The following is a 12,934-nucleotide window of genomic DNA, read 5'->3' on the forward strand; positions in this document are numbered from 1 at the left end:
TGGGTATAAGCCATGGCAAGTACAATAAAATTAGAAATAGTCACCCCAGATAGGGTGGTTCTAAGCGAAGAGGTAGATTATGTAGGTGTTCCAGGGGTAATGGGACAATTTGGTGTGCTAAAAAATCACATACCATATCTATCTGCTCTCTCTATTGGTTCCTTGTATTACAAAAAAGGTGGGGATACAAAGTACGTTTTTGTCTCTGGTGGTTTTGCTGAGGTAGATGGTGAATCCATTACAATCCTTGCTGAATCAGCGGAAAGGGCCGAGGAGATAGATGTTGAAAGGGCAAGAAAGGCCAAAGAAAGGGCAGAGAGAAGGCTACAACAAAAAAGTGAAGAAATAGACTATACAAGGGCAAGGGCTGCCCTTATGAGGGCAATCCAGAGAATCCAGACAAAGGAAAAAGTGGGCATGTAACCAAAGCCTGCATGAAACAGATTTTTCGAAGGGATCTCTTGGATGAGGGATCCCTTTTTTGTTTTATAATAATAGTTGGATGTGGTCATTTTGCTATGTCCAAATTTGTCTTGCTTAATCGTTGGTATAAGATTATACTTTTTATGTTTACTTTTTCGAGGTGAGGGTATGGAAAAATTATGCAATGGAATCTGCTCACTGGTCCTTTCCGCTGGAAAGGGCACTAGAATGAAATCTGTGTTCCCCAAGGTATTACATAAACTTTTAGACGAGCCCATGCTCTGGTATGTGGATCAGGCCTTATGCGAAGTCTTTCATAGACGAGATATTTTTTATGTGCTTGGGTATATGGCCAATATGATTGAGGATACACTTCCCTTTGTTAGGGAAAATAAAGTATATCAGAGGGAGCAGCTTGGAACGGGTCATGCTTTGCAGTGTGCCTATGATATCCTTGTAAACAGGGGCTATGAGTGGGTCTTGGTTGTAAATGGGGATGTTCCACTTCTTAACATGCCAAAAATATTGCCCATTATAAACCATGCCCTTGATAAGGATATTCCGTTATCCTTTGTCACTATAAATCTGGACGATCCAACTGGATATGGAAGGGTTATTAGGGATGATAGGGGTTATGTGAAGGGAATAATAGAGGAAAAGGATATACAAGATTCTCATATAGCAAGGATAAGAGAAGTAAATACTGGTATTTACTTTATAAACCTTGTCCATATCAGGGATTATTTGTTTAAATTGGATTGCAAAAACAAACAGGGTGAATATTATTTGACAGATTTAGTGGATCTATTGGTATCTGATGGAATGAGTGTTTATGCTCATAATCTTGGAAGGCTTAAGGAATTTTTGGGAATTAATTCCTGTAAGGAACTTGCTGTATGCGATGAAATCCTCAGGGAAAGGATTGTAGATGGTCTGTTAGATAATGGAGTAACTATTTATAGGCCCCACCTTTGCAGGATAGGGCCTAAAGTTAATATTGCGTCAGGGGTTCAGATAACTGGTCCATCAGAGGTTTATGGGGAGACCTCCATTGATAGAGGGTCGGTTGTTGATTCTCATGTATGGATTAGAAATTGTAAAATAGCAGATAATTGTGGGATCTTTAGTTTTTCCCACCTTGAAGGAATAAAAATAGGCCCAAAATCCACCATAGGTCCTTTTGCCAGGTTAAGGCCAGGGACCGAGATTATTGGAGAGGTAAAAGTAGGAAATTTTGTTGAAATTAAAAAATCAGTGTTGGAAAAAGGGGTGAAGGCATCCCATTTAACCTACCTTGGGGATAGTTTTATTGGGGAGGGTACAAATATTGGTGCAGGTACCATTACCTGCAATTACGATGGAAAGGCAAAACATAACACCAAGATTGGCAAAAATGTCTTTGTTGGGAGCAATACATCAATAGTGGCTCCAGTAACCATTGGAGACAATGCCCTCATTGGAGCTGGTTCAACTATAACCAAGGATGTGCCAGAAGATTGCCTTGCTGTTGCCAGAGCCAGGCAAAAGAATTTAACCAGAAGAAAGAAATAATAATATGGAAATTTTAGATTTACTGGAAAAAAAAATAGATCATTTACTAGGTAAATTGAGAGAGTTGGAAGAGGAGAATAAACAACTAAAAGAAGAACTTATTAGGGAAAAGGGTATAAGGGAGCAAGTATCAAAAAAAATAGATAATTTATTGCAAAAAATGGAAGATATAGATATAACATAAATTAATGCCGACTTATCGACTAACAATTTTGGGACAGGAGGTCTCATTTAGGGCAAATGTAGATGAGGCCCGAATCCAGGAAGCAAAAAAGGTAGTTTTAGATAGATTTGATAAATTAAATACTTTTGGCTCCAGACTCAGCAATGAGAAGCTTTTAATATTAGTAGCCTTGGGTCTGGCCGATGATTTATTACAGACAAAACGGAAGTTGCAAGACACAGAAATAAAGCTCAAGCAACTTCTGGAAAAAATAGAAAAAAAATGATTTTGTCTCAATATCTCCCTGGGGGATAGCGTGATTGGAGGTACCATTTTTGAGCCAACAGCAAAATAACGGGAGCCGCTTCTTGTAGCCTGTTGTGCATGCCCAATTCCTTTTTTAGGGGTTTGGGAAGCCTGATGGCTACTAGTGGCACCCACCTGGCTAAGCCAGGTTCAAAATGGCCTGCAACACGTATCCCTCGGGGACTTAGTTCGTAGAAACCCATCCCATTTGCTTCCCTAAATTTAGGCCTTGTCTTTTATTTGCCCAAAATAGATTGTAAATTTTTTACCAGATCAATTTTCTGATCTGAAAAAATATAAAACAAGGAGATATATTATGGACTATGCATTTTTAATTGGTGTGATCACATTTATTATTGGTTTAGCAGTGGGCTTTCTTATCAAAAAATACAATGTGGATATAGAGATTGAGCGGGCCAAAAAAGAGGCTGAAAAGATCATTAAAGATGCAGAGAAGGAGGCAGAGGCAAGGAAAAAGGAGTATCTAATTCAGGCAAAGGATGAAATATTTCAGCAGAAGAAGGAGCTTGAACAAGAGGCAAAGGAAAGGGAAAACAATTTAAAAAAACAAGAAGTTAGATTACATCAAAAGGAAGAGAGGTTAGAGGCTAAGCAAGAAAAACTGGCCAAAAAAGAGGCCGAGTTAGTGGAAATGGAGAAAAGCCTCTCTAAACTAGAGCAAGAAGTGCTAAAAAAGAAAGACGAGGTAGATGCACTAATTGCAGAGCAACAAAGAAAATTAGAAGAGATATCAGGACTCACAAAGGAAGAGGCTAAAGAGAGGCTTTTGCAGGAAATAGAGTCCAGTATAAGGCACGAGGCTGCCAGGATGATAAGACAAATAGAAGCAGAGGCAAAGGAAATGGCTGATAGAAAGGCCCAGGAAATTTTGGCCACTGCTATACAGAAATATTCAGGTGAATATGTAATTGATAATACAGTAACTGTGGTGGAACTCCCAAATGAGGAGATGAAGGGACGGATTATAGGAAGAGAAGGCAGGAATATAAGGGCCTTTGAAGCAGCCACAGGGGTTGATCTAATCATAGACGACACACCAGAGACTGTAGTGTTATCGGCCTTTAATCCTTTGAGACGGGAAAAGGCAAAGGTAGTACTTGAGCGGCTTATCACCGATGGTCGCATTCATCCAGCCAGGATTGAAGACGTGGTTCAAAAAGTGGACAAGGAGATGGATATAAAACTAAGGGAGATAGGCGAACAGGCTACTTTTGACGTGGGTGTTCACGGGATTCACCCTGAACTTGTTCGTTTGCTTGGACATCTATATTATAGGACCAGTTTTACTCAAAATGTGCTCAGCCATTCTCTGGAGGTTGCATTTTTGTGTGGGATTATGGCTGCTGAACTCAAATTAGATGTAAAAATGGCTAAAAGGGCAGGGCTTTTGCACGATATAGGCAAGGCCGTTGACCATGAGATAGAAGGTCCCCACGCACTTATAGGGGCAGATTTGGCTAAAAAATATGGGGAATCAGAGGAAGTTGTACACGCCATAGCCGCCCATCATGAAGACATACAACCAGAGACAGTACTTGCTGTTTTGGTACAGGCAGCAGATAGTCTTTCTGGGGCAAGGCCAGGGGCAAGAAAAGAGTTGCTTGAACACTATGTGAAGAGATTGGAAGAGTTGGAAAATGTGGCCCTTTCCTTTGAAGGGGTAACAAAGGCATATGCAATACAAGCAGGTAGAGAACTTAGGGTAATGGTTGACTGCGACAGGGTAGATGAAAATGAAACCTATTTACTCTGTAAGGAGATTGCAAAAAAGATAGAGGAACAATTGACATATCCTGGTCAGATTAAGGTGACCTGTATTAGGGAAAAGCGTGCTGTTGAATATGCCAGGTAAAGTTAAGAGTTAAGAGGAGAAATTATCATGGAAACAGACGTAAAAAGCGCAATGGATCTAATTTGGCGGGGTGCAGTTGAGGTAATAGAAGAAGAAGAGCTCATTAAAAAATTACAAAAAAAAGTACCCTTAAGGGTTAAGGCAGGGTTTGACCCAACTGCCCCAGACCTACACCTTGGACACACTGTACTTATTCAAAAATTAAAGCATTTTCAGGATCTTGGACACAAGGTCCTGTTTTTAATTGGTGATTTTACCGGTATGATTGGTGATCCAACTGGTAAGTCTGAGACAAGAAAACCCCTAACCAGGGAAGAAATTTTAAAAAACGCTGAGACTTATAAGAAACAGATATTTAAGATATTGGATGAAGAAAAGACAGAGATAATGTTCAATTCCCAGTGGATGGATAAATTTACAGCTGTAGATTTTATAAGGTTATGTTCCAGGTATACAGTGGCCAGGATGCTAGAGAGGGATGATTTTTCAAAGAGGTTTAAAGAAAATAGACCCATTGCCATCCATGAGTTCCTATACCCCTTGATTCAGGGCTATGACTCTGTGGCCATGAGGGCGGATGTGGAACTTGGAGGCACAGACCAGAAATTTAATCTCCTGGTAGGGAGGACTTTACAAAAGCAAGAGGGGATGGAACCCCAGGTCATTATTACCATGCCTCTTTTAGAGGGACTTGATGGTGTCAATAAGATGAGTAAGTCCCTTGGAAATTATATTGCAATAGAAGATCCCCCTTTTGATATGTTTGGAAAACTCATGTCCATATCAGATGAGCTCATGTTCAGGTATTATGAACTCCTATCAGATAGGGATTCTGCATATATAGAAAAGATGAAAAGGGATATTGAAGCAGGGAAAATGCATCCCAAAAAGGCAAAGGAGGACCTGGCATTTGAGATAACAGCAAGGTTCCATGGAATATCTGAGGCCAAAAAGGCACAGGAAGAATTTAACAGGGTGTTTTCAAAACACAATATCCCATCAGACATCCCAGAGGAAGTTATAGATGGTCCTGAAATTACTTTAATGGATTTATTGGTGAATAAAGGTCTCTGCAAGTCAAAGAGTGAGGTGAGAAGATTAATTAAGCAAAATGCAATCTCCATTGATGGAAAAAAGGCCCACGATCCATTTATGGGATTTGATGTGGGTGAATTTGTGGTAAAAGTTGGTAAAAGGAGATTTTTAAAGGTGATCAGGAGACAATAATGCTTAATAAATTCAGGCTATTTTTAAAAATGATAAAGATAGAACACTCCCTATTTGCCCTTCCTTTTGCCTATATTGGTTGCTTTTTAGTTAATTCAAGCTGGCCAGGGCTAAAGCCATTTATTTTGATTTCAATTGCCATGGTTGGGATGAGGTCCTTTGCAATGGCAATGAATAGGATTATAGATTTAAAGTATGACAAAATAAATCCCAGGACACGTAATAGACCATTAGTGACTGGTGAACTTTCTTTAAAAGAAGCATGGGGGTTTTCCCTTATCTTTTCTTTAATTTTTGTGCTGGCCTGTTATGGGCTAAATAAACTCTGTTTCTATCTTTCATTCTTTGCCCTATTGTGGGGGGGGCTATATAGCTTTACAAAAAGATTTACCTCTATTTGCCATTTCTGGTTGGGATCAGTCCTGGCAATGGCACCCATTGGTGGTTGGCTTGGAGTAAACCCCCATTTTCACCCAATACCAGTTTTGTTTGGATTTGGGGTATTATTTTGGGTTGCTGGTTTTGATATTTTATACAGTATACAGGATTGGGATTTTGATAGGGAGTTGGGACTCTTTTCTGTTCCATCAAAATTAGGTGTTGGTTCAGCATTATGGATATCGTCCTTTTCCCATGCTCTGTCCATTATTTTTTTCTTTTTTGGTGGTTGGGTAGCTGGCCTGGGACCAATATATTTCATTGGGTGGTTTGTGATAAGTTGTATCCTTATTGCAGAACATTTAATTGTTACTGAAAATAGCCTTGATAAGATAAATTTGGCATTTTTTACATTAAATGCATATGTGTCGTGTATACTACTTGTTGCGGTGATTTTAGATATTTTTGTAAGGTAAGAGTATTATGGATATATTAGAAAGATTAGATGGGAAATTGGTTAAAGTAGATTATCAGGAAAAAGAGATATTTATTCTTGGTACTGCCCATGTATCCAGGGACAGTGTCAGGGAAGTTAGGGAAGTAATAAGTGAGATCAGGCCTGAGTCCGTTTGTGTGGAGCTCTGTGAGTCCAGGTATGAGTCCATATTCAATGAGGATAAATGGAAGGATATGGATATAGTTAAAGTTATTAAACAAAATAAGGCCTTTTATCTTCTCATGCAACTTGTGCTTTCTTCCTTTTATAAGAAAATAGGTGAGAAATTGGGAGTAAGACCAGGGGCTGATATGATAGAAGCAGTTGAGGCAGCAAAGGAAATAGGGGCCCAAGTAGTTTTAGCTGACAGGGATGTTAATGTCACTTTAAAAAGGGTGTGGGGGTATCTAAGTTTTTTAAAAAAAATGAAGCTACTTGGCCTTATGCTCAGCTCTGTTTTTTCCACAGATGACATAAGCGAGGAAGATATTGAGAAATTGAGGCAAAAGGACCAGCTTGAGATTGCCTTAGAAGAAGTTGCCAGGTCCCTTCCCGAAGTAAAACAGAGATTAATAGATGAAAGGGATGTATATCTTGCAGAAAAGATAAAATCTGCTCCTGGAAAGAGAATTGTAGCAGTTGTTGGCTATGGACATGTAAATGGAATTGTTTCCAATATTCACAAACAAAATGATATAACCCCCCTTGAGACAATACCTAAAAAGGGGAAAATAGTTCAGTTTTTAAAGTGGTTGATACCCCTTTTGATTATTGGACTGCTTACCTATGGTTTTATAAAGGGTGGGAAGGAGTTTTCATACGAGTCCATTTCAATATGGGTTGGAGTCAATGGGACCCTTTCCGCACTTGGTGTGGCACTGGCTCTTGCCCATCCACTAACCATTGTTTCAGCATTTTTAGCTGCACCTATTACAAGTCTAAACCCCATGATAGCTGCAGGTTGGGTAGCAGGACTGGTGCAGGCATGGGTGAGGAAACCCAGGGTCCATGATATTGAAGAACTTCCCACAGCCATTACCTCTGTAAAGGGTTTTTGGACAAATCCAGTGACCAAGATACTTCTGGTTGTGGCATTTGCAAATATTGGCAGTTCCATTGGTACATTTTTAGCTGGAAGTATGATAGCTAGCAAATTGTTTTGAGTAATTTAAACTGTATTGCAATGAAAAGTATGGATATTTTTTTGAGGTGAATTATGAAAGAACATGTTTTTTAGGAATAATGCACAAAAAATCTCCTACAAATACAATATCATCATTCCGTTTTACTTCCACCCTAACAAGGAATTTTTTTCCTTCCTTATTGGTAATAGAGGCCTTGGCAATTATTTCATCGCCAACCTGGCACGGCTTTAAAAATTTTACATCTGCCTTGGCAAGAACCACATGAGGATGGTTCACTGCAACCATTGCAGCATAGTCTGCCACACCAAAGATTGTTCCTCCATGTATTAAACCATATTCATCTGCTGCCATCTCATGTGTTAAAACCAGTTTAACCTCGGCAGTGTTATTTTTAATGGAGGATACTTCACCCCATAGCTGAGGATTAATTTTTTTGTGTGTATTTTGAAATTTATGACTCATACAATGACTCCTCAGTTTGTAGTTCTTGGAACCATTTTCGTAGATTATTGGGGAATCTATTTGTTCACTCTAAAATGACATCCCACTGTCTTTGTGTTCCTGTATGCTGCATTGGTTATAATAATTGAACTTTGGCATCCGTGGAAGAGGTCTATTAGATTTTTACTGATTGGTGTATTCCTGTAGAATTCATAGAGTCTTTTACTCAAATTATTTAAGTCTTCACGTGCTCTTTTTAACCTTGAAGTTGTCCTTGCAATTCCAACATAGTTCCACATGGTGTGTTTTATTGTAAGCCAATCCTGGGCAATTAGAGCCGGATCTTCATTGTCATTTGTGCCAGGTAGGGACCAATTTGGTATGCTGTCCATTAACCTTTTTGACAATTGTGTCTTTTTTTGAAGTCTCTTTGATATTGATAGACCAGCAGTATGTCCCCATACAAGACCTTCCAAGAGAGAAGTGCTGGCAAGACGGTTTGCTCCATGTACTCCAGTGCAACTAACCTCTCCCACTGCATAGAGTCTATTTAAGGTGGTCTTACCTTCCAAATCTACCAACACACCACCACAGAAAAAGTGGGCTGCTGGGACCACTGGGATGGGCTCTTTAGTAATATCATATCCAGCGTCTAAACACCTTTTATAGATTGTTGGAAATCTTTTGGGGATGTCTTTTTTCACAAAATCAGCTGCATCTAAATATACAAAATCATCCCCAGTTTTTAACATCTCTTCTACAATTGCCCTGGTTACTATGTCCCTTGGAGCTAGATCTCCCCTTGGATCGTATTCCTTCATAAATGGAGTTCCATCAATCCTCACAAACCTGGCGCCTTCACCCCTCAATGCCTCTGAAATTAAAAATTTTTGTCCTCCCCTTTCATATAGGGCAGTTGGATGAAACTGGACAAACTCACAATTCATAACCCTGGCACCACTTCGATAGGCCATGACCAACCCTGAACCTATGGAAGTGGGAGAGTTAGTTGTATGGAGATATATCTGTCCTACTCCGCCAGTGGCAAGCACAGTGTAGTCAGCCATTATAGTCTCTACCACGTCTAGTTCTTGATTATAGATATATGCCCCTATACATTGATTGAGTATATGGTATTTAAACTCCAGTTTTGTGGAGTGGTGATGAGATGTGATCAGGTCTATGGCAGTGTGTTTGGTAAGTATGGTTATGTTTGGATGGTTCTTTATTTTTTTTATAAATCCATCAATTATAGCCCTGCCTGTATAGTCTCCACAATATAATATCCTATTTAAAGAATGACCACCTTCTTTTGTGAGTTTAAAAGAAGAGTCATAATGTTTTTCAAATGGTATGTTAAGCTCCTTAATTAGTATATTATTTACTACTTCAGGACCTTTTTTGCTCAAAAAATTAACTGACTTTAGATAATTATAGTTCCATCCTGCAGTAAGTATATCTTTTTGTAAGAGTTTTGGAGAGTCGTCTATTCCTTTATATACAATCCCTCCCTGTGCCAGTGGTGTGTTTCCTGTATCAATATCTTCACCTGAGGTTACCAATGTAACAGGTATTCCTTTATTGGCAAGGGTAAGTGCAACGCTACATCCAGCAATGCCAGTTCCAATTACAAGTACCTTTATGTATATTCTATTTTTTTCATTGAGCATAAGATGAGTTTCTCCTGTATCCATATTTTTATAATATACTCATACTAAGATCCACTGAAGGAGCATCCTTTGTTATGGCCCCCACTGAAATGTAATTGGCTCCAAGATGTGCAAAGTTTTCTATATTGTCCAAATTAATACCCCCACTAATTTCAATTTCAATATGAGGAGGGATTATTTTAACACATTCTTGTATTTGTTTGGGATTCATATTATCAAGGAGTATTCTATGAACTTTTAGTTGAACTGCTTCTTTTACCTCATCTATATTCCTACACTCTACAATGATAGGAGGACAAAATTTGTTGTATTTATGTCTAAGCGACAGAACTGCATTTTTTATTGATCCTGCTCTATCTATATGATTGTCCTTCACCATTAACATTTCAGATAGATCCATTCTGTGATTTTGACCTCCACCTATTGAAACTGCATATTTTTCCAAATATCTCAGGCCTGGTAGGGTTTTTCTGGTGTCTAGGAGTTTTGTGGTGGAACCTTTTAATTTTTGTATAAATAGATTTGTGTATGTTGAGATGCCAAATAGATGGGATAAAAAATTCAGTATAACCCTTTCTGCTTTTAATATATCTGTTGCTGGACCTGAAATTACAGCAATTTTTTCTCCTTTTAAGACCCTATCTCCGTCTTTTTTATGGTAGATTACTTTATTTCCATCTGATAAGCATAATAGTATTATATCAATCAAGGGTAGAGACGAACAAAGTGCATCTTGTTTAGCAATTATATATGCACTAGTTGTATCATCTTGTTGAAAGATCCCTTTTGATGTGAGATCTTCTCCATCTTCAATTAAAGCCAGGTGAACAATATCTATAATGAATTGCCATCTCTTTTGGTTAAAAAAATCAAAAAATAGGTTAAAATCTTTATATAACCTAGATTTTAAGTAATTAAAATCAGGGGAGTTAAACTCCCCTTTAATTTTTCTACTCAACTTCAATTTCCTCACCAGGTTTTAGAGAAATTACATTGGTATTTACCCCAAACTCTTTTATGCTTTCCTCAAAATTTGAAGTGTTGTGTTCTAAAACAGGAAAAGAGCCCCAGTGCATGGGGATCACATTTTTGCATTTTAATAACTTACATGCATATGCTGCCTGTTTTGGGTCCATTGTAAATACACCACCAATGGGGAGCATCGCCAGGTCAATATCAAAAATGTCTCCATAAGTTTGCATTGAAGCAAATATAGAGGTATCACCTGCGTGATATATTGTGTAGTTGTCTGGAAATTGGATTATATATCCAACAGGAGTACCTGATGCAGATGAGTGGTGGGCCTCCACCATTGTTACTTTTATGCCATTTTCCTCAATGGTTCCACCAATATTAAATCCAATTCCATTTATGATTTGATTTTCATCAATTCCCATTTCTTTTAATTTCAATGCAGTTTCAACAATAGCTCCCAGTTTTGCTCCGGTGTTTTGGCATATTTCAACTGCTTCTCCAACGTGGTCAAAGTGGTCGTGGGTAACCAGCACCAACTGGATATCTTTACATTCACTTGCACTAATGGAACACGATGGATTGTCATTAAACCAGGGATCAATTAAAATATTCCCCCACTGTGAATTTACCTGAAAACAGGCATGACCATGCCATTTTATCCTCTTTTTCATCCCTTCACCTCCTTATCCTTAAGGTTTACCCTCCCACCTGGGAGATATGTTGTTTTCTATCCCCAATTGATCTAATATCCTGCACACTATATGGTCAACTAAATCAGATATGGTTTTTGGCTTGTTATAGAATCCTGGACAAGCAGGAAAGATGGTTGCACCAGATTGGGCGGTCTTTAACATATTTTCAATGTGTATAGTGTTTAAAGGGGTCTCCCTTAAAACAAGTATTAATTTTCTACCTTCTTTCAATGTTACATCTGCTGATCTGTGAATTAAATTGTTTCCAAATCCATTGGCAATAGCCCCAAGGGTGGCCATGGAGCAGGGACATATAACCATCCCATTATGTCTGTACGAACCACTAGCAGGAGGGGCATCAATTTGATCATGGGTGTATATATGGACTCCTTTTTTTTTGAAAAATTCAAGATTCACCTGATTTTCCATAAACAAGACCTTTTTACCAGCTGAAGACACAATAATATCCACATCCACACCTATGTGTAATAGATATTCAAATAGTCTTAGTCCATAGATGGTGCCGCTGGCCCCGGTAATAGCAAGTAATAATTTTTTCATAATACAACACATTAAGTGATTTTTATTTAGAGTAAACAAATAAGGTGAGGTTGACAAGGTGTTATTTGCTTGGTTAAATTGCAAGACACGGGCAATTAGCTCAGGTGGATAGAGCACCAGCCTCCGGAGCTGGAGGTCGCAGGTTCAAGTCCTGCATTGCCCGTAACTGAGTTAAATTAATTATAAAGATAAATTCTTGTGTTAAATAAGCCCTTTGGGGACCTATAAATTTTATTTAGTCTCTATTCCTTAGAATCTATTTTTGTATTTAAATTTCAATGTGTTACCTTTGTCCCCCTTGCTAAAGACTCTGTATAGGCTTATCTAAATTCCTTTGAGCTAAAAATATAGCAGAAAAATTGTATTATTGACCTAGAAAGTAGTTATCATGAAGTTTATATTATCAGATCATGTTGTGAAGAGATGGAAGTAAAGAAAGTATATGTTTTTAAAATATGGGGTAACTCCAGAGAAGATTATTGAGTTTGCTTCCAATCCTGATTTTAATTTGCCAGATGATATTTTTTCTAATAGAGAGTGGAGAATAAAAAAGATAAATGGAAGATGTTTAAAGATAGTAATAGAGTATAGAGGTAATGAAATAATTATTATAACTGCATACTTCGACAGAACATTGAGGAGAAAAGGTTTATGCGAATAAGGTATGATCCAGATACAGACACGTTAACCATTGTATTGAAGGATGATCCCATAGTAGAAAGTGAATACAGAGAAGGAAAAGGTGTTGTGGTAGATTATAATGAAAAAAATGAAATAGTGTCTTATGAAATAATGGGATGGTCCAGGTTTCAAAATTCAGGTCAGGATCTGTTCCTAGAAAAAGTAGAGGAAACAGTCTAATGTAACCATGGAAACATTACTTTCATAGCTGGAGGTCGCAGGTTCAAGTCCTGCATTGCCCGTAGATATAATTGTGGAATTCCAACCTTATTAATTCCCTTAATCCCCTTGTACACATTTCCCTCTTTGATCCTTTTGGACTGTTGATTTTCAATAAACATTGCGAGCAAAG

At 38.2% G+C, this 12,934-nt stretch carries 15 protein-coding genes, 1 tRNA gene and 1 other RNA gene; 12 read left to right on the plus strand and 5 right to left on the minus strand.

Annotation, left to right across the window (positions count from 1 at the left end; all coding sequences use genetic code 11):
• Positions 1-12 precede the first annotated feature (12 nt).
• The 9 genes from ACYQ0O_RS04185 to ACYQ0O_RS04225 all read left to right on the plus strand — a co-directional run bounded on the left by ACYQ0O_RS04185 (position 13) and on the right by ACYQ0O_RS04225 (position 7,580).
• Positions 13-423: a F0F1 ATP synthase subunit epsilon gene (locus tag ACYQ0O_RS04185; RefSeq protein ID WP_459890938.1), complete on the plus strand. Its 411-nt coding sequence runs from the start codon at positions 13-15 to the stop codon at positions 421-423.
• A gap of 168 nt (positions 424-591) precedes the next feature.
• Positions 592-1,974 (plus strand): bifunctional UDP-N-acetylglucosamine diphosphorylase/glucosamine-1-phosphate N-acetyltransferase GlmU, encoded by a 1,383-nt coding sequence (gene glmU / locus ACYQ0O_RS04190; RefSeq protein ID WP_459890940.1) that lies wholly within the window; start codon positions 592-594, stop codon positions 1,972-1,974.
• Between the two features lie 4 nt (positions 1,975-1,978).
• Complete coding sequence (locus ACYQ0O_RS04195; protein WP_459890942.1) at positions 1,979-2,158, plus strand: hypothetical protein; 180 nt, start codon at positions 1,979-1,981, stop codon at positions 2,156-2,158.
• Between the two features lie 4 nt (positions 2,159-2,162).
• Positions 2,163-2,423 carry a cell division protein ZapA gene (locus ACYQ0O_RS04200; RefSeq protein WP_459890944.1) on the plus strand — a complete coding sequence of 87 codons (261 nt, stop codon included), beginning with the start codon at positions 2,163-2,165 and terminating at the stop codon, positions 2,421-2,423.
• 12 nt (positions 2,424-2,435) lie between these two features.
• Positions 2,436-2,630, plus strand: a non-coding RNA gene (gene ssrS, locus ACYQ0O_RS04205) — 6S RNA.
• 129 nt (positions 2,631-2,759) lie between these two features.
• Positions 2,760-4,316, plus strand: a complete 1,557-nt coding sequence (gene rny, locus ACYQ0O_RS04210) for a ribonuclease Y (RefSeq protein WP_459890946.1) — start codon at positions 2,760-2,762, stop codon at positions 4,314-4,316.
• Between the two features lie 27 nt (positions 4,317-4,343).
• On the plus strand, positions 4,344-5,543 hold the full coding sequence (tyrS, locus tag ACYQ0O_RS04215) for a tyrosine--tRNA ligase (RefSeq protein ID WP_459890948.1): 1,200 nt from the start codon (positions 4,344-4,346) through the stop codon (positions 5,541-5,543).
• Positions 5,543-6,397 carry a UbiA-like polyprenyltransferase gene (locus tag ACYQ0O_RS04220; RefSeq protein ID WP_459890950.1) on the plus strand — a complete coding sequence of 285 codons (855 nt, stop codon included), beginning with the start codon at positions 5,543-5,545 and terminating at the stop codon, positions 6,395-6,397. The genes tyrS and ACYQ0O_RS04220 overlap by 1 nt, the downstream gene beginning before the upstream one ends.
• Positions 6,398-6,404: 7 nt before the next feature.
• Positions 6,405-7,580, plus strand: coding sequence for a TraB/GumN family protein (locus ACYQ0O_RS04225; RefSeq protein ID WP_075068855.1), 1,176 nt, complete (start codon positions 6,405-6,407; stop codon positions 7,578-7,580).
• Positions 7,581-7,631: 51 nt separating this feature from the next.
• Here ACYQ0O_RS04225 and ACYQ0O_RS04230 read toward each other — a convergent pair whose 3' ends face one another.
• From ACYQ0O_RS04230 to ACYQ0O_RS04250, 5 genes are read right to left on the minus strand one after another with little or no spacing between them, the layout of a single operon-like run.
• Entirely contained in the window at positions 7,632-8,024 is a 393-nt protein-coding gene (locus ACYQ0O_RS04230; protein ID WP_459890952.1) for a PaaI family thioesterase, read from the minus strand.
• A 56-nt stretch (positions 8,025-8,080) separates the two neighbouring features.
• Positions 8,081-9,697, minus strand: a complete 1,617-nt coding sequence (gene nadB / locus ACYQ0O_RS04235) for an L-aspartate oxidase (RefSeq protein WP_459890954.1) — start codon at positions 9,695-9,697, stop codon at positions 8,081-8,083.
• A 4-nt stretch (positions 9,698-9,701) separates the two neighbouring features.
• Positions 9,702-10,631 (minus strand): carboxylating nicotinate-nucleotide diphosphorylase, encoded by a 930-nt coding sequence (gene nadC, locus ACYQ0O_RS04240; RefSeq protein ID WP_459890956.1) that lies wholly within the window; start codon positions 10,629-10,631, stop codon positions 9,702-9,704.
• Positions 10,624-11,319, minus strand: a complete 696-nt coding sequence (locus ACYQ0O_RS04245) for a metal-dependent hydrolase (protein ID WP_075068856.1) — start codon at positions 11,317-11,319, stop codon at positions 10,624-10,626. The genes nadC and ACYQ0O_RS04245 overlap by 8 nt, the downstream gene beginning before the upstream one ends.
• An 18-nt stretch (positions 11,320-11,337) precedes the next feature.
• Positions 11,338-11,901 carry a UbiX family flavin prenyltransferase gene (locus tag ACYQ0O_RS04250; RefSeq protein WP_459890958.1) on the minus strand — a complete coding sequence of 188 codons (564 nt, stop codon included), beginning with the start codon at positions 11,899-11,901 and terminating at the stop codon, positions 11,338-11,340.
• Positions 11,902-11,990: 89 nt separating this feature from the next.
• Between ACYQ0O_RS04250 and ACYQ0O_RS04255 the strand changes: the two genes are divergently transcribed.
• From ACYQ0O_RS04255 to ACYQ0O_RS04265, 3 genes are all read left to right on the plus strand, one after another.
• A tRNA-Arg gene (locus ACYQ0O_RS04255) sits at positions 11,991-12,064 on the plus strand.
• 279 nt (positions 12,065-12,343) lie between these two features.
• Entirely contained in the window at positions 12,344-12,562 is a 219-nt protein-coding gene (locus tag ACYQ0O_RS04260; RefSeq protein WP_459890960.1) for a hypothetical protein, read from the plus strand.
• Positions 12,553-12,762 (plus strand): DUF2283 domain-containing protein, encoded by a 210-nt coding sequence (locus ACYQ0O_RS04265; RefSeq protein WP_075068857.1) that lies wholly within the window; start codon positions 12,553-12,555, stop codon positions 12,760-12,762. Before ACYQ0O_RS04260 ends, ACYQ0O_RS04265 begins: the two co-directional genes overlap by 10 nt.
• Positions 12,763-12,934 lie beyond the last annotated feature (172 nt).

Source organism: Desulfothermus okinawensis JCM 13304 (assembly GCF_054654515.1).